The organism is Dokdonia sp. R86516 (genome assembly GCF_044596715.1).
In the GTDB taxonomy this organism is placed as follows: Bacteria; Bacteroidota; Bacteroidia; order Flavobacteriales; family Flavobacteriaceae; genus Dokdonia.
Genome location: NZ_CP138998.1, coordinates 262440 through 284620 on the forward strand (window position 1 = coordinate 262440; position 22181 = coordinate 284620).

The following is a 22181-nucleotide window of genomic DNA, read 5'->3' on the forward strand; positions in this document are numbered from 1 at the left end:
AATGTCGTTATGTCAGTACAGACAACTCGCAGAGAGTCAATATTTCTGCACAAACAAACGCCTTTTTGCAGTCGTAACAGTGTTTTGGCAGCGAGGTTTAAGAGAAAAAAGTGTTTTTGTTACGCTTTCGCGAAAGCGTACTCACACCCAAAATAGAACTTATAATACTCGCACATTTGGAATCGAAATCTTATTTTTACGATAAAGACTTTTACAATATATGAACATTCATTTTATAGCCATAGGTGGAGCCGCAATGCATAATCTAGCACTTGCTTTACATCACAAAGGAGAGACCGTAACAGGTAGTGACGACACGATTTTTGATCCGTCAAAATCTCGACTTGAAAAATATGGACTATTACCTGAAGCATTTGGCTGGTTTCCAGAAAAAATAACAAGCGACCTCGATGCTGTTATTTTAGGAATGCACGCAAAAGAAGACAACCCAGAGCTGCTCAAAGCACAAGAACTAGGTCTCAACATTTACTCATATCCAGAATATCTATATGAGCGTGCAAAAGACAAAACTAGGGTCGTTATAGGAGGATCTCACGGCAAGACTACTATCACCTCTATGATACTGCACGTGATGAACTACTGGGATAAAGAGGTAGACTATATGGTGGGTGCACAGCTAGAAGGCTTTGACACGATGGTGAGAATGACAGATGACGCAGATTTTATGGTGCTAGAGGGTGATGAGTACCTGAGTAGCCCTATAGATCGCAGACCAAAATTTCACTTATACAAGCCTAACATTGCCCTACTTAGCGGCATTGCTTGGGATCATATCAATGTCTTTCCTACGTTTGACAATTATGTGGAGCAATTTCAGATTTTTGTAGACTCAATGACAAACGGTGGTGCAATGGTGTACAATACCGAAGATGAAAATGTGGTGAAAGTAGTAGAGAACGCCACTGCTCACATTAAAAAATATCCTTACCAAACACCTGAGTACACGGTAGAGGATGCTGAGACCCTACTAGAAACTCCAGATGGTGCGATGCCTATAGAAGTTTTTGGGAAACATAATCTCAATAACCTAGCCGGTGCCAAATGGATCTGCCAGCATATGGGTGTTGTAGAAGAAGATTTTTATGAAGCCATCTCAACCTTTACAGGAGCCAGCAAGCGACTAGAACTTATCGCCAAAAGTAAAGACACGGTTATTTACAAAGACTTTGCGCATAGTCCTTCTAAAGTAGCTGCAACTACAAGCGCCGTAAAAGAACAATATGGTGACCGTACTGTTGTAGCCTGCCTAGAGCTTCATACTTACAGCAGTCTGAATCCAGAATTTTTAAGCGAATATCAAGGAGCACTAGATGCTGCAGATGTGGCGGTGGTTTTTTACTCACCAAAGGCTGTCAAAATCAAAAAACTAGAACCTATCACAGCGCAGCAAATCGCGGCAGCGTTTAAACGTGATGACCTTACCATATTTACAGACCCAGCAGATTTTAAAGCCTTTCTATTTGAACAAGAGCTTAAAAATAAAGCCATACTGCTTATGAGTAGTGGGAATTATGGCGGCTTAGATTTTGAGGAGGTTAAGGGATTGGTGTAACTCTTAATGAGGATAAATTCCGCTTTCGCGAAAGCGTAAAAATGCACCTCACAAATTGCGCTAAAAAGAGGCTTGTATTTTTCCACAAAATGTTAATAACTTCAAGGGTTTTCGAGGGTTTTTAAGACCTTTCTGGAGACCCTTTCTTTATATTTGTTTTTAGACAATATTTTAAGAATTATAATATGAGCGACGACGCTAATAAAAAGCAATATTCGGCAGATAGTATTCAGGCCCTTGAGGGAATGGAGCACGTACGTATGCGTCCTTCGATGTATATTGGAGATGTAGGAGTTAGAGGTTTGCACCACTTAGTATATGAGGTGGTAGACAACTCTATTGATGAGGCTATGGGAGGTTACTGTGACGCTATAGATGTTACTATTAACGAGGATAACTCAATCACGGTACGAGATAATGGTCGTGGTATTCCTGTAGGGATTCATAAAAAAGAAGGCGTATCTGCATTACAAGTAGTAATGACTAAGATAGGTGCCGGTGGTAAATTTGACAAAGACTCTTATAAGGTTTCTGGTGGTCTACACGGGGTAGGTGTATCTTGTGTGAATGCACTTTCTAACCATCTTAAAGCTACGGTTTATAAAGAAGGTAAAGTATGGGAGCAAGAGTATGAACGTGGTAAAGCATTATACCCAGTAAAAGCTATAGGTGATACAGATTTTACAGGTACCGAAGTTACCTTTACTCCAGATGATTCTATCTTCCAGCAAACTACAGAATACAATTATGACACGCTTGCTTCAAGATTAAGAGAACTGGCTTACCTTAATAAAGGTATCACTGTAACACTTACAGACAAGCGAAATAAGAAAGAAGATGGTGAGTTTGAAAATGAAACTTTTCACTCTAATGAAGGTCTTTCAGAATTTGTACGTTTCTTAGATGGTAACCGTAACCCTATTATAGGGAACGTTATCTCTATGGAGGGAGAGAAAAATGGTGTCCCTGTAGAAGTGGCTATGATTTATAATGATAGCTATGCAGAGAACTTACACTCATATGTAAACAACATTAACACACACGAAGGAGGAACACACCTTGCAGGTTTTCGTCGTGGTCTTACGGGATCACTCAAGAAATTTGCAGATGCCTCTGGAATGCTAGATAAACTTAAGTTTGACATCGCGGGAGATGATTTTCGTGAGGGTCTTACAGCTATTATTTCTGTAAAGGTAAGTGAGCCACAATTTGAAGGGCAAACTAAAACCAAACTAGGTAACCGTGAGGTTACATCTGCAGTATCTCAAGCAGTGGCAGAGATGATTGAGATCTATATGGAAGAAAACCCGAATGATGCTAAGACCATTGTTCAAAAGGTAATTCTTGCAGCTCAAGCTCGTCACGCAGCAAAGAAAGCGCGTGAGATGGTACAACGTAAGACGGTAATGAGTATAGGTGGTTTACCTGGTAAATTATCTGACTGTTCTGAAACAGATCCTGCAGTTTGTGAAGTATTTCTTGTTGAGGGAGACTCGGCAGGTGGAACGGCTAAGCAAGGTCGTGACCGTGAGTTTCAAGCCATTTTACCACTACGTGGTAAGATCTTGAACGTTGAGAAAGCAATGCAGCATAAAGTTTTTGAAAACGAAGAGATTAAAAATATCTTCACCGCTCTTGGTGTAACTATAGGTACGGAGGAAGACAGTAAAGCACTTAACCTTTCAAAACTTAGATATCACAAAGTAGTTATTATGTGTGATGCCGATGTAGATGGTAGTCACATTTCTACTCTTATTCTTACTTTTTTCTTCCGTTATATGAGGGAGCTGGTAGAAAAAGGTTTTGTATACATCGCAACACCACCATTATATTTGGTTAAAAAAGGTCAGAAAAAGCAATATGCTTGGAATGATAAAGAACGAGATGCGATAGCAGAACGTCTGGGTACTCAAGGTGTATCTATACAACGATACAAAGGTCTTGGAGAGATGAATGCAGAGCAGCTTTGGGATACAACTATGAATCCTGAATTTAGAACACTACGCCAAGTTGCAATAGATAATGGTACAGAGGCAGATAGAATATTCTCTATGCTTATGGGTGACGAGGTACCACCTCGCCGTGAGTTTATCGAGAAGAATGCTATCTATGCAAACATAGACGCTTAATTAAACAGCTTATATATTATTAAAAATGGTTCTGAGAAATTATCTCAGAACCATTTTTTTATGTCAATTTTTAAAGAAAACTAGAGTCCATATCAAAACCTTACACATCGTATTATACGCAAGAAAAACATATTCTTACACAATCATCCAACATTGCTCACTATTCCTAAAATCAATCGAAAATTAGACCAAAAACACATAATAATCGACAAAATACACAGAATATAGTTTGTCTAATTTCTTTTTTAAGTTTTCCTGTTGAGTTTGATGCTATCTCTATATTTACCAACGAAAGGAATATTTTAGATTATTTAAAAGTTATTTCTGCTAATTTCTTAAGATTAGATGTAGGGGTTTAATTGGATAGAGATTAGCAACCTATAAATCCTTGCTATTTTATAGCAAGGATTTTTTTTATGCACTAAATCCCAGAACATTGCAACTAATTTCAAACATTATCAAAAGACTAAAGAAATAAAAAAACCATCAAGATATCGTCAATATACATTTATAGTCGACAAACTACTTAAAAACTACTAAATACAGATCTGGACTTGAGCATATAAATACAAGTTAAACAAGCTCATTAATTTTGTATCATATAATCACAGCAGTGATTTCTAAACTATTATAGGTTGGGTATTTACAATAGTTTAACTTTTATGGGCAAGCTAATATTATTTGATTCATTTGGATTGTGAATTTCCACGCTTGTTCTATCCCTGTCACTACTAGTAGCGACAGGGATTTTTTTTTGAAATATCTTAAGACAGTTTTATTACGATAGATTACATAAAAAGAGGGATATATCGTATTTTCGTAGCAGCCGTGAAAAGCTTTATAAATCAACATAAATATTAAAAATTATATCCAATGAAAGTTACCGTAGTAGGTGCTGGAGCCGTAGGTGCCAGCTGTGCAGAATACATCGCAATAAAAGATTTTGCTAGTGAAGTAGTATTAGTAGACATTAAAGAAGGTTTTGCCGAGGGTAAAGCAATGGATTTAATGCAAACAGCTTCTTTAAACGGTTTTGATACAAAAATCACAGGTACTACTGGTGATTACTCAAAAACTGCTGGTAGTGATATCGCGGTAATTACTTCTGGTATACCTCGTAAGCCAGGTATGACTCGTGAAGAACTTATAGGTATTAACGCAGGTATCGTAAAAAGCGTTGCCGCAAGTCTTGTAAAAGAGTCTCCTAACGTGATCCTTATCGTCGTATCTAATCCTATGGATACAATGACTTACCTAGCTCACAAAGTAACTGGACTTCCTAAAAACCGTATCATCGGTATGGGTGGTGCTCTTGATAGTGCACGTTTTAAGTACCGTCTTGCCGAAGCTCTTGAAGCTCCTATCTCAGATGTAGACGGTATGGTAATAGGTGGACACTCTGATAAAGGAATGGTACCACTTACACGTCTTGCAACTCGCAACAGTGTACCAGTATCAGAATTTATTTCTGACGATCGTCTTACTCAAGTAAAAGAAGATACTAAAGTAGGCGGAGCAACACTTACTAAACTTCTTGGAACTTCTGCTTGGTACGCACCAGGAGCAGCAGTATCAGGTCTTGTACAGGCTATTGCTTGTGACCAAAAGAAAATATTCCCTTGTTCTACACTACTAGATGGTGAGTACGGTCTTTCTGATCTTTGTATCGGTGTGCCAGTAGTACTAGGTAAAAACGGAATCGAAAAAATAGTAGAGATCAACCTTGACGATGCAGAAAAAGCACACCTTGCAGAAAGCGCAGAGGGCGTTAAGAAAACTAACGGATTATTAGAGCTATAATACAGCCTACATAACTCGATACAAAAAGCCTGTTACTTAAATGTAGCAGGCTTTTTTTTACGCTTTCGCGAAAGCGCAACTATCCTAATCAAAGACGTGTTATTAGGTATCTTGTAAACAGTTTAAGTTAAACTTATAATGACACAAAAATTATTGGGTACTAGCACTGAGAATCCTATATTTGCGTGTTTGTCAAAAACAGAAATCTATACATAAAATCACTATAGATGATGTTTTTATAATCAAGTGTGTGAGAAATAAGTGGTTCATAAGTGCATTTATAATTGCCCTAGCTATCGTAAGTATAAGCTTGGAGCAACGCACTGCGCCTAATCAGGAAATAATTATTACCTTTTCTGATACTCAAACAGATCCTACTCAGACAGAAAAAGCAATTGCATTAGTAAAAAGCAAGCTTAGCTCGCTTGAGGCAGATAATATTAAAGTAGACCAACTCGATAATGGATCTCTAAAAGTAACATACTACAGTACTATTGATGTTACCGAGATAAAGAATAAATTATCACCTACTACCTCATCACAAACTACTTACAACCTTGAGAATAACAACTCAAGCCTACCTGGTGACAAAGATCTTGCTCTTTATAAACTTGACGTCTATAAAATACAGGACAGCCCAGACATGGGAGGTGCTGCGGGAATCACTATTGAATCAAAATCTGAGTATACACGTTCCTCTTCACTAAAAACATATGCTAGTCTTCACAAGCTAAGTGAGAGTGTGACTGAAAGCAAAACACAGACGGCTTACAATATTCATAAGAGATGTGATATTGCTTTTATTAACTCATTCTACAATATACCTGAGACGAGAGCTGGACCGCTGTCTTAAAGTATAACAACATTAGCTAATGCAGCACTGCGCTAGCTAATTGCTTTTATCACAAAAGCAATCCCACAGATTAAATTACTAATTACTTTACATTAATTTCAATGTGATAATCACACACCGATGTGTTATTTATTATGTTGATGCAAACACACTAAAATGCAAAACAAAGGACTCATTAGATTTTTTGCGATAATTTTTGGTCTGGTATGTTTATACCAACTATCATTTACGTATTTCACAAACAAAACAGAAGACGAAGCTAAGGCTTATGCGATCTCACAGGCACCAGAAGATGCAGACATGCAGGATGTGGTAGAGCGCGCTTACTTAGATAGTATAGGAGCAAATCCTATTTTTGCTGGTATCACCTATAATGATGCTAAAGAAAAAGAACTTAACAAAGGACTGGATCTTAAAGGAGGTATTAACGTAATCCTTCAGATATCTATACGTGATATCTTAGGTGGTCTTTCTAACAACAGTACAGACCCAGCATTTATCGCAGCACTAGATGCTACAGATGAGGCGCAAAAAGATAGCCAGAACACATATTTTGAGGATTTCATATCTGCATTTGAAGCTCAAGGTGGACAACTAGCTTCTCCAGATATCTTTGCAAATGTTATCCTTAACGAAAAAGTAGATACAGGAATGAGCAACGAAGAAGTTGCTACAGTTCTTGAAGGTGAAATTAAAGAAACGATAGGTTCTGCTTTTGAAACTCTACGTAATCGTATTGATAAGTTTGGAGTTACACAACCTAACATCCAGTCTCTAGGAGATAATGGGCGTATTCTTGTTGAGCTTCCAGGAGCAAAAGATATTGATCGTGTAAGAGGTCTTCTTGAAAAAACAGCACAATTAGAGTTCTACCAAACTCACTACGCTGGAGATGCACTTAACTACTTAATAGGAGCAAATGAAACACTACGTGGACTTATTGCTAGCAACGAGGAGAAACAAGAAGCTGCAGTAGCCCAAGACAGTACTCTTGATGATAACGTATCTGATTTACTTAAAGATGTAGATGAAGAAGAAGAGGAGCAAGATTTTGGACCATTATTTAAAATCTTTAGCCCTAACCAGCAAGCAGTTCAGATGAGCTCAATCCCAACTGTAGGATTTGCTGCGGTAAAAGATACAGCAACTATCAACTCTTACTTAAGAAACCCAGCAGTTATCAAGCAGCGTCCAGCAGCTTTACGTTATGCAAAGTTTGCGTGGGGTGTTCCTGATGAAGGAGCAGATATCGTAGCTCTTTATGCACTTGAGTCTAATAGACAAGGAGCGCCTTATATGGACGGTGATGTTGTAAACGACTCACGCCAGCAATTTACACAAACGCAACAACCTGCTGTAGGTCTTGATTTTGAAGGACAAGGTGTAAACCAGTGGGCAAAAATGACTCGTGAGGTTGCTCAAAAAGGAAACGCTATCGCTATTGCACTAGATGGTAATGTTTACTCTGCAGCAAATGCTCGTCAAGAGATTAAAGGTGGTGCGACAGAAATCTCTGGAAACTTTACAGTAGCAAGCGCACAAGATCTTGCAACAGTATTAAACGCAGGTAAACTCCCTGCATCTGCAAAGATTATTCAAGCAGAAGAAATAGGACCATCATTAGGTCAAGAGGCTATTAACTCTGGTATCTTATCATTCTTAATCGCACTTTCACTAGTACTTATCTGGATGGTATTTTACTACGGTAAAGCCGGAGGATTTGCAGATATCGCACTTGTAGTAAACATCCTTTTCATCTTTGGAGTACTTGCAGGTCTTGGAGCTGTACTTACACTTCCTGGTATTGCGGGTATCGTACTTACTATAGGTATGTCTGTAGATGCAAACGTACTTATCTTTGAGCGTATTAAAGAAGAGGTACGCAAAGGGAAATCTCAAAAAGATGCTATTAAAGACGGTTTTAACAACGCACTTTCATCTATTCTTGATGCAAACATTACGACTTTCTTAACGGCACTTATCCTTTTCTTATTTGGAACAGGACCGGTACAAGGATTTGCAACTACGCTTATGATAGGTATTGCAACATCACTTTTCTGTGCAATCTTTATCACACGTCTATTTATAGATGGATACGGTAAAAACGGAAAGTCTCTAGAGTTTGCTACAGGTATGACTAAGAATCTATTTGTAAACAACAATGTAGACTTCTTAGGAAAACGTAAAATCGCTTACGCTATCTCTGGAGTACTTATCGTAGGAGGTCTTGCTGCTTTATTAACAGGAGGTCTTGACGCAGGTATTGATTTTGTAGGAGGTCGTACGTATACAGTACGTTTTGATCAACCTATGAACGCACAAGAAGTAGAAGATGCACTTGTTGCAGATTTTGGAAGTGCAGATGTAAAAACTTTTGGAGCAGATAATCAGTTAAAGATTACTACAAAGTATCGTATCGATGAGACAGGTACAGATATTGATGCTCAGGTTGAGCAACAACTATTTACATCACTTACACCATTCTTACCTAGCGGTATGAGCTATGCAGCTTTCGCCAAGTCTACAGATGATAAGCAGGTAGGTAAAATGGAATACTATATGGTAGGTCCTACTATTGCAGATGATATTAAGAAAGGAGCACTTTTTGCCGTAATCGGTTCATTAATTGTGGTATTCTTATACATCTTATTACGTTTCCGTAGATGGCAATTCTCTCTTGGAGCTGTAGCTGCAGTTTTCCACGATGTATTGTTAGTACTAGGTGTATTTGCAATATTCAAAAACATAATGCCATTTGATATGGAGGTAGATCAGAACTTTATTGCGGCTATTCTTACCGTAATTGGGTACTCTCTGAATGATACCGTGGTAGTTTTTGACCGTATACGTGAGTATATTAAAGAGCACGGTTCTACTAGAGGATTTGGTAAATTAATTAACCAAGCACTTAACAGTACGTTAAGCCGTACACTTAATACGTCTGTAACTACATTAATCGTACTTCTAGCGATCTTCTTCTTAGGAGCTCCATCTATTAGAGGATTAATGTTTGCACTTATTGTAGGTGTAATCGTAGGTACATATTCTTCACTATTTATCGCAACTCCTGTAATGTTTGACACAGTACAGAAGAAAGGATTAAAGGAAGAAAAAGAAGAGGAAGAAGTAGAAGCATAAGCTTCTAAGAAACTCAATAAATAAAAAATCCGCTACTGAGAAGTAGCGGATTTTTTTATGCGCTTTCGCGAAAATTAGCTGTTAGCAAATATAAAGTTGCTGGATATTTGACGATAAAATTTTTAACAAAGAAGTACAGAAACTGTTGAGCTACCAACTTCATCATCTCTATAAAAATATCCCCTGCTTATAGCATATCGCTTAAAGCCTAAAGCCTACTATGGTATATTTAAGTATTTATGTGTCTGTAAGCTCACCTTCCACTTTGGGTTTTTCATCACATAATCTACAATGAGTGGCACCATTTTATCACGCACAGACCATTCTGGTTGTAAGTACAAAATGCAGTCCTCACCTACTTGTGCGGCGTGCTTCTCTGCAAAGTCAAAATCTGACTTATTAAAGATAATCACCTTCAGTTCGTTTGCTTTTTCTAGTACAGACTGCGTAGGCAGCATACGCTTTTTGGGAGAAAGACATATCCAGTCCCAATCACCAGAAAGCTGGTAGGCACCAGAAGTTTCTATGTGAGTTGTAAGTCCTAGTGACTTTAATTTTTTAGTAAGCGGGTTCATATCCCACATAAGCGGCTCACCACCAGTTACCACAATAGTATCTGAGTACTTTGCAGCATTTTCGGCAATGGTATTTGCATTTGTAGGAGGGTGTATTGCAGCGTCCCAACTTTCCTTCACATCACACCAGTGACATCCCACGTCACAACCACCTACTCGTATAAAGTAAGCTGCTGTTCCTTTATGGAATCCTTCTCCTTGTATGGTATAAAATTCCTCCATTAGCGGAAGCATCTCACCAAGGTCTATTTGTGCTTGTAATGAATCTAGGGCCTGTTTTGTCATAGCGTGCAAAGATAGATAATACTACTAGATTTAAAACTATTTACAATAACTGTCTACTTTACCTTAACATACGTGTAGCTATAGTTGGAGTTAATTACGCTTTCGCGAAAGCGTAATCCCAATAATCATCACTAGTAATGCTCCACCACCTAGCACCGTAAAGCTCAGCTTGAGACTTGAAAAATCTGCCAGAAACCCCACCAATAGAGGACTCGCAAGAAACCCTATAAAACCAGCTCCCGCAACAAAAGAAATACCGTCTGCGCTGTTTACTCCCTTTGCCTTCCCTGCAAGTCTAAGCAACTCAGGAATAATCACAGAAAAGCCGAGCCCTATTATTGCAAAACCTACAAGAGTGACATAGGTACTAGCTGAGAGTACCGCTAGGTAGCCTACAACCGCAAGAAGAGCACCACCTATGATAATTTTGAACGACCCAAAACGCTTACTCACCCCATCACCTAAGAAACGCCCTATCGCCATAAACAGTGAGAAAAGTAAAAACCCCATTCCTGCAGTTTTTTCTGTAGCCACTTGCACAATATCTTCTAGATATAGTTTACTCCACTGCTCAATGGCTCCTTCGCTGCCCATAATTATAAGAGCTATAATAGTAAGACCTAGCAGTGGTTTGAGTAAATTGAAATTAAGTGTCCCGTGACTGTCATCTATAGGTGTTCTATGAGCTATATAACTTTTGCAAATCCACAAATTTGTGACAATGACCAGAAGTGCAGCTCCCATAATGTGATAAACAGGCACCTTAACAAGGTCTATTATAAAATAACCTATCACTGCGGCAATTGCTCCCCCTATAGAAAAGAAACCGTGAGAAGAACTCATAATATGCACATCATCTTCGGTTTCAATATCTGAGACGAGCGCATTCATTGCTATATCTGTAAAACAAGAAAATAGCCCTACAGAAAACAAGGAAACACACAAAAGTGCATAAGATGGCACAAGTAATGGCATTATAAACAATAGTGAGAAGATAATAATACCTACTACTGTAGATGCCCCTACTCCCACTCGCTTTATAACTCGAGAGGCCACCGTGAGCGACACGAGACTTCCTAACCCCATACAGAATAAAGCTACACCTAGCTCACCATCATCTATTCCTAGCTTTTCTTTTACTCTCGGGATGTAAAGCACCCAAGTACTTATCATAATATTGAGTGAAGCAAAAACCCAAGCGGGTGCAAAGTATCTTTTTCTTGATAGTATGAGAAACAGAGAGTTCATCTCTCAAAAGTAAATCATCTTATAACTCAAACCACAATAGCGCAAGAATTTGTACGCAAACGTTTTATAATAAAAAGGTCTCCCATATTGAGAGACCTTTTTATTATAGTATGTCAGTAATATTTACTCTTGAACTGTTACATTTTTCCATTTTCCACCACCAAAGTAAAATCCCAAAGAGATACCAAAGTATCCATTCTTTACAGCACCAAACTCATTATTATTAAGGTCACGTAATTGACCTTCAGGCGCAAAATTATACTCTGCAGCAAGTCTAAACTTAAAATAGTCAAAACCTACTCGCAACATCCCACCTAGACCATTATCGGTTTCAATATTATTTGCATCGTCGTATTCATCAAAATCTGCGATTACGTTTGCACTAGAAACATATCCTATCCCGGCACCACCAAATACTGCAAAAGGTGACCCATCTTTATGGTAAAAGTAATAATCTATTGTACCTAGGTATGATCCATAAACAGTGACAATATCTGTTTCAAAAGCGTCAATTCCATTAGAAGGACTTGTTAACTCGGCAAGTGCCGCACCACCTATTCTAAAACCTACATTTATTTTTTCATCTATTGACCATTTAGGCTCCAGATTAAATAAAACACCATCGCCATATTCATTACCGGCAGCATAACCAAGGCGTATATCAAATCTAAATTTTTCTTTTTCTTGTGCAGTAACCTGTGTGTGGCAACCTGCAATTAATAAAAGTAGTACAACTAGTTTTTTCATAAATTTCATTATTAAATGGTCCACAAATATAAATAACCTCGGCTCTCAACGTAAGAAAAACTCAGTTACATATTACAATTTAAATGTGCTGAACATTTGCGCTGCTTCATAAGCCTGTAAAGACATTTTCTCCATTAAAATCATTATTTTTAGACAAGCAACAGTTCTTCAAGAAAACAGCATATATGGTGTATGAAAATAATCTCGCTTTCGCGAAAGCGCAAGACGAAAAAGATCCCCTTAAAGAGTACCGTAATCACTTCTACATACCAGTAGACAAAGAAGATAACGAACTTATCTACCTCTGCGGAAACAGTCTAGGCTGTCAGCCAAAATCTGTTGCACAATACATCGAGCAAGAACTCAATGACTGGGCAGATCTGGGTGTTGAAGGGCATTTTAAAGAAGAAACTCCGTGGATGTCTTATCACGAGGAACTCGCAAAACCTATGGCACACATCGTAGGTGCAAAACCTAGTGAGGTAGTGATAATGAACACCCTCACGACAAACCTTCACTTGATGATGGTTTCATTTTATAATCCTACGCCATCACGTCATAAAATCATTATAGAAAGTGACGCTTTCCCATCAGATAAGTATGCGGTAGAAAGTCAGATACGCCAGCGTGGGTATGATCCAGAGACGAGCCTTATACTATGGCAACCTCGAGAAGGAGAAGAATTATGCCGTTATGAAGACCTAGAAACTCTTGTAAAAGAACACGGCGACAGCGTTGCGCTTCTTTTAATTGGTAACACAAACTATTATTCTGGGCAGTGCTACCCTATTAAAAAAATCACTGATTTAGGTCATAACAACGGCAGCAAAGTAGGCTTTGACCTTGCACACGGAGTGGGTAATATTATGCCAGACTTACACGAGAGCGGTGCAGACTTTGCCGTATGGTGTACTTACAAATACCTCAACAGCGGCCCAGGAAGTCTAGGTGGATGCTTTGTACACGAGCGCCACCATACAGATAAAAATATACAGCGCTTTACGGGCTGGTGGGGACAGAATAAAGACACACGCTTTAATATGCGCAAAGGCTTTGACCCAATCCCAACTGCCGAAGGCTGGCAATTATCAAATCCTCCTATCCTCAGTATGGCAGCGGTAAAGGCGAGCTTAGATATTTTTGAGGAAGCTGGTATGAGCAACATACGTGCAAAATCTGAAAAACTCACTGGTTACCTAGAGTTCTTAGTAAGCGAACTCAACAATGAGCACATCGCTATCATTACACCTAGCGATCCAGCGCAACGTGGGTGTCAACTAAGTATTCAAGTAAAAAATGCCGACAAGAGTTTACACAAAAAACTCACCGAAGCAGGAGTCATCTCAGACTGGCGTGAGCCAGATGTAATACGTGTCGCTCCAGCACCGCTTTACAATAGTTATCAAGACGTATTTGAAATGGTAGAACGACTCAAAAAGATACTGTAATGTATATTCCTGAGATTTATAAAAATGAAAACCCAGAGGAGATACGCAGTTTCTTAAAAGAGAATGCTTTTGGGATTCTTGTCACAAATCTTGATGGAAAATCGTGTGCGACACACATCCCTTTAGAATTATCAAAACGTCCAGACGGCACCGAAATCATACACGCACACATCTCAAAAATGAATGAGCAAGTTGCCCATCTCAACAATGGCGCAGAGGCGCTCTGTATTTTTAATGGACCTCACAGTTATATTTCGGCTAGTTGGTACGATTTTGAAGAAGTATCCACTTGGAACTACACGGCCGTACAAGTGAGAGGTAATGTGCGTTTACTAGATAAGGAAGGTACTTATAAATCCATCAAAGCATTGATGGATAAGTATGAAGCGCCGCAAAAAAATCCTATAAATATGGATGCGCTTTCTGAAAAGACATTGCGACAAATAAACGGCGTCGTGGCATTTGAGATTGAGATCACGAGTATTGAAGCTGTAAAAAAGATGTCACAAAACAGAAACGATAAAAATCACGCTGCTGTTGTATCTAGCTTACGCGAAAATGGAACTCCAAACGACAAAGCCGTCGCAGACGAAATGGAGTGCTTAAGAAATAAATAAAAATTCAAACAGTACTAACGGAGAAATCACGCTAGTACTCACAATATAATATGGCAAAACAAGAACACATACTCATTATAGGCGCAGGCCTTTGCGGTTCGCTTCTAGCATTACGTATGGCGCAGCGTGGTTATAAAATCACCTTGATGGAAAAGCGTCCAGACCTAAGAGCCGTACATCAAGATGCTGGTAGAAGTATCAACCTCGCCCTATCAGACAGAGGTTTAAAAGGAATACGCCTCGTAGGTCTTGAGGATCGAGTAAAAGATTTGTGCATCCCTATGAATGGAAGGATGTTGCACGACAAAGAAAGTAACACGCTTTTTAGCCCATATTCTGGACGTACAGATGAATACATAAATTCTATCTCACGTACAGACCTCAACATTATGCTACTCAATGCGGCAGATGAGTATGATACCTTACAGGTTCACTTTAACCAGGCGTGTACAAACGTAGATCTTAAAAATGCTACGGCAACCTTTACAGATTATCACACAAAAGAAGAGCAAACCATCACTGCAGATATTATTTTAGGAGCAGATGGTGCAGGATCTGCAGTGCGTAAGAGTATGTATATGAGTCGCGACTTTTTATTCAGCTTCTCGCAAGATTATTTAGGTCACGGTTATAAGGAACTCACCTTCCCTCCTGCCGAAAATGGCGGTTACCGCACCGAAAAAAATGCCTTACACATCTGGCCACGTGGTCGTGATATGATCATTGCTTTACCTAACCTAGATGGGAGTTTTACTGTAACGCTATTTATAGATTATGAAGATGCACCAGATAGTTTTGCATCTTTAGATAGTCCGGCTGCGATTACAGAATACTTTATAAGACAGTTTCCAGACGCTATCCCTATGATGCCAGAACTGGTAAAAGAGTATGAAGAAAATCCTGTAGGGCCGCTAGGTACTATAAAATGCCACCCGTGGAGCGCTTTTGGAAAAACGTGTATTCTAGGAGATGCGGCACACGCCATTGTTCCATTTTATGGACAAGGGATGAATGCTAGTTTTGAAGATGTGGTAGTTTTTGACGAGACGCTAGATGCATTCGGCGATCAAGGATGGGAGAAGGTTTTCAAAGAATTTGAAAAAACTAGAAAACCAGATACAGATGCCATTGCAGACCTTGCGGTAGATAACTTTCACGAGATGAAAGAACACACGGCGCACCCTATGTTTCAAGAGAAGAGAAAGCTCGAGACACAATTTGAGAAAGAATTCCCAACGGAGTATTACTCAAAATATAGTTTAGTAACTTTTAACGAGGCGATAGGATATAAAGAGGCAATGACGCGCGGTAGAGCACAAAACAAGGCTATTTTAAACCTACTGGATGACGGATTGCTACCAGATTCTCTTTCGCTTAAAGCGAAATTAAAAAAAGTACAACAGGCTACAGAAGACATCTTACACGACGATGCCATAGCCGGAAATATATAACAAAATCATATACCTATGAGTGATAAAGATTTAGACCTACGTTTACAAGGCGATCCTTTTAATGAAAAGAAAGTGACACCTAGAGGAGCTTATCCTCATATTAAAAGAGCTGGAGACTTTCTATTTGTCTCGGGCACCAGCAGCCGAAAAGCCGATAATACTTTTGCTGGCGTGCACGTGATAGACGAGATGGGCACAATGCACCTTGATATCAAAGAGCAAACCAGAGCCGTACTAGAAAACATCAAGAAAACACTCGCAACCGCAAATGCAACGATGGAAGATGTGGTAGATGTTACGTCATTTCTTGTTAATATGAATGATTTTGGCGGTTACAACGAAGCCTACGGAGAGTTTTTTAATAAAGAAACTGGCCCTGCAAGAACCACCGTAGCCGTACACCAGCTACCACACCCGCATCTGGTGGTTGAGATTAAGGTGATGGCTTATAAGCCTCTAGAAAAATAGAAGCGATGTCCCTTCGAGCACATTCGAGAAGATGCCCATTGGCTAGAAATTCTGAAAGTGTCTCTTCGAGCGCAGTCGAGAAGTTGTCCCTTCTAGCACGGCCGAGAAGATGTCTTTTTAAATAAAGTCGAAATGATGTAATTTCAAAAGCAGTCGAGAAGATGTCCGTTCGAGCGCAGTCGAGAACTCAATGAACCTAACCTAATGAAAACCTATTATGTCTATATGCTTAAATGTAATGACAACCTGATTTACACAGGTGTTACAAGTGACATAGCGAGACGTTATGAAGAACATCAACAAGGACGAAATAAGAGTAGCTTCACATACAAGCGTCGCCCAGTTACATTGATTTGGCACGAAGTGTTTAATGATATAGAGCAAGCAATTACCTTTGAAAAGAAGCTCAAAAAATGGAGTTCAAAAAAGAAATTGGCTCTCGCATCTGAAGATTATGATATGATTCAGGCTTTAGCAGAATGTAGGAATGCGAGTCATTTTAAATATAACCCTGACAGATAGTTCTCGACTGCGCTCGAACTGACAAAGAAAACTCGACTGCGCTCGGACTGACAAGAGAAATTTAGAGCCAGAACCAGAATTAGTTCTCGACTGCGCTCGAACTGACAGGAAAACTCGAATGCGCTCGAAATGACAGCAGAAAAATGTAGAGATTGAACTGATAAAAAAAAGACAATGAACATCAAAAACTACATAAACGGCGACTATAAAAATCCAGCATCAAATGATTGGTTAGATAATTATGAGCCAGCTTCTGGCGAGGTATATGGGCAGATTCCTAATAGTAGTGCGCAAGATATTGAGGAAGCTACCGCTTTCGCGAAAGCGGCATTCCCGCAGTGGTCCAGCACCACACTTGATGAGCGCAGTCGCATCTTGATGAACATTGCAAGTGGCATTGAAGCTAGACTTGAAGAACTTTCTCAAGCCGAAAGTCGTGATAATGGGAAACCGGTTTCACTAGCAATGGCTGTAGATATCCCAAGGGCGGCGAGCAACTTTCGTTTTTTTGCAAATGCGATCACTCAGTTTTCGGCAGAGAGTCACGAGAGTGTGGGGCTGAACGCAATGAATTTTACCCTGCGTAAACCCATAGGCGTGGTGGGATGCATAAGTCCGTGGAATTTACCGCTGTATCTTTTTACCTGGAAAATCGCTCCAGCAATAGCCGCTGGCAATTGTGTGATTGCAAAACCTAGTGAAGTGACTCCTATGACAGCTTACCTACTAGGTGAGATTTGTACGGAGGCCGGACTTCCTCCTGGTGTTCTCAATATTGTACACGGACTGGGGCAAACAACGGGACAAGCTATTTTAGAACATAAAGATATCAAAGCAATAAGTTTTACGGGAGGTACAAAAACGGGAGCGCATCTCGCAAAGACGTGTGCACCTATGTTTAAAAAACTTTCCCTAGAACTAGGAGGTAAAAACCCAAACCTCATTTTTGCCGATTGTAATTATGAGGATATGCTTGCCACAACCGTGAGGAGCTCCTTTGCAAATCAAGGGCAAATCTGTCTCTGTGGGAGTCGCATTTTTGTAGAGCGATCTATTTATGACCGATTTAAAAGTGATTTCATTTCAAAAGTCGAGGAATTAGTCGTGGGACATCCATCACAAGAGAAAACAAACCTTGGAGCTCTCGTTTCAAAATCACACCTTGAGAAAGTAGAAGATTACATTAATAACGCACAGACTTACGGAGGTACTGTCCTTTATGGTGGTAAGCGAGTAACCGTTGCAGGATATGAGAATGGCTATTACTTAGAACCTACGGTTATTGAGGTGGACAGTAATGACTGCAAACTGAATCAAGAAGAGATTTTTGGACCTGTAGTGACTATAATGCCCTTTGACACCGAAGAAGAAGCCCTTGCACTAGCAAACGGAACAAAATACGGACTCTCTGCAACAGTTTGGACTCAGCAACTTGACAGAACAATGCGTTTAAGCAATGCACTTGAAACTGGTATTGTCTGGGTGAATACGTGGATGAATCGAGATTTGCGCACACCCTTTGGCGGAGTCAAAGCAAGCGGCGTGGGTCGTGAAGGTGGTTTTGAAGCGCTCCGATTTTTTACTGAAGCAAAGAATGTTTGTATAAAATATAATTAGAAAATAAAATTAGAGCTCACTCGGACAGATTAGTTCGCTACGCTCGCAATCACATACTATGAAACTAAACCTAACTAATAAAAATGCCCTCGTCTGTGGCTCTACAGCAGGGATTGGACTTGCAACCGCAATGGGTCTAGCAGAAGAAGGTGCAAACGTAACCCTTGCTGCTCGTACAGAAGAAAAGCTCAAAAATGTTATCGCACAGTTACCTAATAACGGTTCACAAAAGCACAGCTATGTGGTGGCAGATTTTACAAATCCGCAGGAGGTGGCAGCTGCTGTTTCGGCAACGGGCAATGTGTATCACATATTAATCAATAACACGGGTGGCCCTCCAGGTGGACCAATTGTGGATGCAGATGTTACCGCTTTCGCGAAAGCGTTTACACAACACCTACAAACCAATCACCTATTAGCACAAACCGTACTCCCAGGAATGAAAGCCGAAGGATATGGGCGTATTATTAACGTGATTTCTACCTCGGTAAAGCAACCGCTAGATGGTCTAGGCGTGAGTAATACGATACGTGGTGCCGTGGCAAACTGGAGTAAAACGATGGCAAATGAACTAGGACAATACGGCATTACCGTAAATAACGTACTTCCTGGCGCAACCGCAACTGGCAGGCTCTCTGAGATTATAGAAAACAAGGCAAAAAAGACTGGGAAATCTATAGAAGAGGTATCACAAACTATGGCAAACGCTTCACCAGCAAAACGTTTTGCAAAGCCAGAAGAGGTAGCAAATGCAATTGTTTTTCTAGCTAGTGAAGCCGCTTCATTTATTAATGGAATCAATGTTCCTGTAGATGGAGGACGCACAAAAAGCTTGTAGATGGATATTAAAAAGATTTTCTGGACACTAAGTTGGCTCGTAGCGGGAGTTACCTTTGCGATGATTTTGATACACTATGGAGACATTCCAAACGAGGTGCCAATGCACTTTGATGCGACTGGGGTGGTAGATAGATATGGTTCAAAAAATGAACTTTTTATCTTACCAGCACTTAGCGTCTTACTTATCTTACTATTCCAGTTTATGACAGGCAAGTCTATAAAGATTAACAAGCATAAACAAGGGGTTAAAAATGAGGCACAGGTTACCGTTACAAAAACCTTTATGTCACAAATGGCGCTTTATTGCACCCTTCTTTTTGGGTGGCTGGTATATCAATCTATGGCAGTTGCCGTGGGTAAACAGACGGGATTAAGCAGTTATTTTTTGGTGGCAACCTTTGGCGGTTTTATTATACTACTCGTCTTATATTATATACAACTCAAGAAGGTAAAAGAGTAAGGCGGTACTCATATAATAATTGTATTTTTAAAAACACAACAGCGATTGCGTAGTACGCTTTCGCGAAAGCATACTCAATATGTCACATAAAAAACTTCGCATAAACGGTCACTCTCACCTACTTCCCTACCCTGAGGAAATTCCTCAGTTTATGAAAGACAAAGGGATTTTTTGGGTAGACAAAGACCGAAAGTTTATGCTCCAAAAAGACTGGAGCAGACCTGTGACAGATTCTAGTTTTTTCTTGCACGAAAAACTGGAGTGGATGGAACGCAACAAGGTAGACCACGCGGTGGTACTTAACCTCTCGCAACTTTATGGAAACGGACTGCGTCTAGAGGAAATGAAGCAAGCACTTAAGTTTCAGAACGACTTTAATGCACGAGTACAACAAGATCACCCAGATAAATTTACAACTGGTTTTGTAGTACATCCAGGGTTTGTACGTGGAGCTTTATGGGAAATAGAGCGATGTGTAGAAGTGCTAGGTATGGATTTACTATGCTTGCCTACACACTATATGGATACCATCGGGACGTGGCGATGTATTTTTGATGAAGAAAATGAACCTATTTTTGAACTTGCAAGCAAGTATAATCTCGCAGTAGAGATTCACCCGTATGATGGTGAGAAGTTTATAAAACTGCAGAATACAAACTGGCGTTTTCACCTCATCTGGATGCTTGCACAATGTGCAGATGCCTACCACTTTCTTACGCTTAATGGCTATGCAGATAAGTATCCAGGTATGCGTGTGTGCTTTGCACACGGTGGCCAACTAGCACAAATAAATCTAGGGAGACGTATACAAGGTTTTGACGGAAGGCCAGATCTTTTTGAAGGAAAAACACACCCACGTAAATCTGTGGGGCATCCTAATATCTTTTTTGACACCCTAGTACACGATACAAATTCGCTTAAAATGGTGATAGAAAACCAAGGAAGCAAGCAGGTGGTTATGGGACTTGATGATCCATACCCGCTGGGTGAGATGGAAAGCGACACCCAGAGTAGTTATCCTGGTAAGATATTAGATCTTGCTTTAGAACGCGAGATTATTAATGCTACCGAGTATGACCAGATATGGGATGATAATGTTGTGCGCTGGCTATATGGAGATGATGAGAAGCGCAAGGAAGCTTTCAGGAAAAGAATATTAGGCGAAAAATAAATTATTGCATTACCTAGACCTATCTCAAAAACGATAGGTAATTTTGCCTTTTCAAACTTATTTATAATGCATTTTTTACCAGAGGAACTTGATGATTACGTGGTTGCCCACTCGGCGCAAGAACCAGCTCATCTCAAAGCGCTTACAAAGGAAACCTACCAAAAGATACTACAACCGCGTATGCTTTCTGGTGCGTATCAAGGTAGAGTGCTTAGTATGATAAGCAAGCTAGTAAACCCAAAAAACATTCTTGAGATAGGGACTTTTACCGGCTACTCTGGCTTATGCCTCGCCGAAGGTTTACAACAAGAAGGGTCTCTACACACCATAGATATTAAGGAAGAACTTGTAGACTTCCAGCGCAAGCATTTTGACGCTTCGCCTTACGGATCACAAATTACACAGCACCTCGGTCAAGCATTAGATATCATTCCAACCATTGACACTACTTTTGACCTCGTTTTTATAGATGCAGATAAACGCAACTACATTAATTACTATAATGTGATTATTGATAAGATGAGCAAGGGTGGCATTATCCTTTCTGATAATGTGCTCTGGAGCGGCAAAGTGGTTGAACCACTTAATGATAAAGACATAGACACTAAAGTGTTACTCGATTATAACAAGCTACTTAATGAAGACAAACGTCTAGAGACCGTTCTATTACCTATAAGAGATGGGCTTACGGTAAGTCGTGTGAAGTAATAAATATGTAAGAAACACTCCTTGAGATTTCAGAGCTTAGAGAATACCAATGCGTTATAAGGATCTTTTAATAGGGCCTGTAATGTCGTTTATATCCTCTTTTGCTTTATCAATCTCCTTCTTAATATCCTTAGTCAGATCAAGATCAATATCGTTTCTTTCGGCAGTTTTTGTGATTTCTGACTTGATATCGTTTGTAGCGTCTTTAAGTTGACGCATTCCCTTCCCTAAACCGCGCGCGATTTCTGGAACTTTGTCTGCACCAAAAACCATAATCACTATAAAGATAACGAAGGCAATTTCGGCACCAGAAATAAAAAGAGGTAAACTTATCATAGACAACAAAGGTATTTAATAGCGCAGTAGTTTAAAAATTTTCAAATAGAATAATAACAAACTATATGGGAATGTTTATGGGTTCTAAATACGCTTTCGCGAAAGCGGAATTACAACAGCGATAATCACTTGGAAATATAATTTCTAATCTTAAAAGCCAGAAGCTCACAAAGCAAGCTACTGAAGGATTATCCC

At 39.6% G+C, this 22181-nt stretch carries 19 protein-coding genes; 15 read left to right on the forward strand and 4 right to left on the reverse strand.

Annotated elements, in window-relative coordinates; translation table 11 throughout:
* The first annotated feature begins 220 nt into the window (after positions 1-220).
* From murC to secDF, 5 genes are all read left to right on the forward strand, one after another.
* Entirely contained in the window at positions 221-1573 is a 1353-nt protein-coding gene (murC, locus tag SJY23_RS01275) for a UDP-N-acetylmuramate--L-alanine ligase (RefSeq protein ID WP_396597172.1), read from the forward strand.
* Positions 1574-1758: 185 nt separating this feature from the next.
* A complete protein-coding gene (gene gyrB, locus SJY23_RS01280; protein ID WP_035336044.1) occupies positions 1759-3702 on the forward strand; it encodes a DNA topoisomerase (ATP-hydrolyzing) subunit B in 1944 nt (647 codons plus the stop codon).
* A gap of 873 nt (positions 3703-4575) precedes the next feature.
* Positions 4576-5502, forward strand: a complete 927-nt coding sequence (gene mdh, locus SJY23_RS01285; RefSeq protein ID WP_035327767.1) for a malate dehydrogenase — start codon at positions 4576-4578, stop codon at positions 5500-5502.
* A 250-nt stretch (positions 5503-5752) separates the two neighbouring features.
* Positions 5753-6355: a hypothetical protein gene (locus SJY23_RS01290; protein ID WP_396597173.1), complete on the forward strand. Its 603-nt coding sequence runs from the start codon at positions 5753-5755 to the stop codon at positions 6353-6355.
* Between the two features lie 156 nt (positions 6356-6511).
* Complete coding sequence (gene secDF, locus SJY23_RS01295) at positions 6512-9493, forward strand: protein translocase subunit SecDF (protein ID WP_396597174.1); 2982 nt, start codon at positions 6512-6514, stop codon at positions 9491-9493.
* Positions 9494-9711: 218 nt separating this feature from the next.
* Here the strand turns inward: secDF and SJY23_RS01300 are convergent, their stop codons facing one another.
* From SJY23_RS01300 to SJY23_RS01310, 3 genes are all read right to left on the reverse strand, one after another.
* Positions 9712-10353 (reverse strand): 7-carboxy-7-deazaguanine synthase QueE, encoded by a 642-nt coding sequence (locus SJY23_RS01300; protein ID WP_035336039.1) that lies wholly within the window; start codon positions 10351-10353, stop codon positions 9712-9714.
* A gap of 90 nt (positions 10354-10443) precedes the next feature.
* The gene (locus tag SJY23_RS01305; RefSeq protein WP_396597175.1) at positions 10444-11526 is read right to left on the reverse strand and encodes an MFS transporter; all 1083 of its coding nucleotides are present in this window, start codon (positions 11524-11526) and stop codon (positions 10444-10446) included.
* Between the two features lie 198 nt (positions 11527-11724).
* Entirely contained in the window at positions 11725-12348 is a 624-nt protein-coding gene (locus SJY23_RS01310; protein ID WP_396597176.1) for a hypothetical protein, read from the reverse strand.
* A gap of 185 nt (positions 12349-12533) precedes the next feature.
* On the opposite strand from SJY23_RS01310, the gene kynU reads away from it, so the two are divergent.
* From kynU to SJY23_RS01360, 10 genes are all read left to right on the forward strand, one after another.
* Positions 12534-13796, forward strand: a complete 1263-nt coding sequence (gene kynU, locus SJY23_RS01315) for a kynureninase (protein WP_396597177.1) — start codon at positions 12534-12536, stop codon at positions 13794-13796.
* Positions 13796-14413 carry an FMN-binding negative transcriptional regulator gene (locus tag SJY23_RS01320; RefSeq protein ID WP_396597178.1) on the forward strand — a complete coding sequence of 206 codons (618 nt, stop codon included), beginning with the start codon at positions 13796-13798 and terminating at the stop codon, positions 14411-14413. The genes kynU and SJY23_RS01320 overlap by 1 nt, the downstream gene beginning before the upstream one ends.
* Before the next feature lie 50 nt (positions 14414-14463).
* Positions 14464-15864, forward strand: a complete 1401-nt coding sequence (locus SJY23_RS01325) for an FAD-dependent oxidoreductase (RefSeq protein ID WP_396597179.1) — start codon at positions 14464-14466, stop codon at positions 15862-15864.
* Positions 15865-15879: 15 nt separating this feature from the next.
* On the forward strand, positions 15880-16332 hold the full coding sequence (locus tag SJY23_RS01330) for a RidA family protein (RefSeq protein ID WP_396597180.1): 453 nt from the start codon (positions 15880-15882) through the stop codon (positions 16330-16332).
* Between the two features lie 225 nt (positions 16333-16557).
* Positions 16558-16854, forward strand: coding sequence for a GIY-YIG nuclease family protein (locus SJY23_RS01335; protein WP_396597181.1), 297 nt, complete (start codon positions 16558-16560; stop codon positions 16852-16854).
* A 174-nt stretch (positions 16855-17028) separates the two neighbouring features.
* Positions 17029-18471: an aldehyde dehydrogenase gene (locus SJY23_RS01340; RefSeq protein ID WP_396597182.1), complete on the forward strand. Its 1443-nt coding sequence runs from the start codon at positions 17029-17031 to the stop codon at positions 18469-18471.
* 58 nt (positions 18472-18529) lie between these two features.
* Positions 18530-19309 carry an SDR family oxidoreductase gene (locus tag SJY23_RS01345; RefSeq protein ID WP_396597183.1) on the forward strand — a complete coding sequence of 260 codons (780 nt, stop codon included), beginning with the start codon at positions 18530-18532 and terminating at the stop codon, positions 19307-19309.
* Entirely contained in the window at positions 19310-19771 is a 462-nt protein-coding gene (locus tag SJY23_RS01350; protein WP_396597184.1) for a DUF1648 domain-containing protein, read from the forward strand.
* Positions 19772-19850: 79 nt separating this feature from the next.
* Positions 19851-20942: an amidohydrolase family protein gene (locus tag SJY23_RS01355; protein ID WP_396597185.1), complete on the forward strand. Its 1092-nt coding sequence runs from the start codon at positions 19851-19853 to the stop codon at positions 20940-20942.
* Positions 20943-21008: 66 nt separating this feature from the next.
* On the forward strand, positions 21009-21650 hold the full coding sequence (locus tag SJY23_RS01360; RefSeq protein WP_396597186.1) for an O-methyltransferase: 642 nt from the start codon (positions 21009-21011) through the stop codon (positions 21648-21650).
* A gap of 54 nt (positions 21651-21704) precedes the next feature.
* Here the strand turns inward: SJY23_RS01360 and SJY23_RS01365 are convergent, their stop codons facing one another.
* Positions 21705-21986: a twin-arginine translocase TatA/TatE family subunit gene (locus tag SJY23_RS01365; RefSeq protein ID WP_035336020.1), complete on the reverse strand. Its 282-nt coding sequence runs from the start codon at positions 21984-21986 to the stop codon at positions 21705-21707.
* Positions 21987-22181 lie beyond the last annotated feature (195 nt).